Source organism: Cryobacterium sp. 10I1, from assembly GCF_035019805.1.
In the GTDB taxonomy this organism is placed as follows: domain Bacteria; phylum Actinomycetota; class Actinomycetes; order Actinomycetales; family Microbacteriaceae; genus Cryobacterium; species Cryobacterium glucosi.
In genome coordinates this window covers 1-305 of sequence record NZ_JASJVF010000625.1, presented here as the reverse complement: position 1 = coordinate 305, position 305 = coordinate 1, and the positions used below count along the sequence as shown (strand labels likewise).

The 305-nt window shown below is 72.1% G+C and carries 1 protein-coding gene; it reads left to right on the top strand.

All coding sequences use genetic code 11. From position 1 onward, the window contains the following. Window positions 1-305 (top strand): oxygenase MpaB family protein (locus QN345_RS20060; RefSeq protein ID WP_323509245.1); only part of this gene is annotated, 305 nt, incomplete at both ends.

The following is a 305-nucleotide window of genomic DNA, read 5'->3' as shown; positions in this document are numbered from 1 at the left end:
CCCGCCCCCCGGGCGCGCGGGCCGGGGTCCACGACTGGTCGCGGTACCGGGAGGACCCGCTCGGGCGCCTCTCCGGGACGATCCAGTGGCTTGTGACGGTCACCTTCGCCGACACGACCGTCGCGACCGACGAGTCGACGCGGGTCGGGCGTTTCCACGACCGGGTGACGGGCACCTACCTCGATGCGGCGGGAGTTTCGCGGCCCTACGCCGCCGGGGACGCCGAGCTGCTCTCCTGGGTGCACATCGTCTTCACGGATGCCTTCCTCGAGTCCCACAAGCTGTGGGGAGGCAGCATCCCGGGT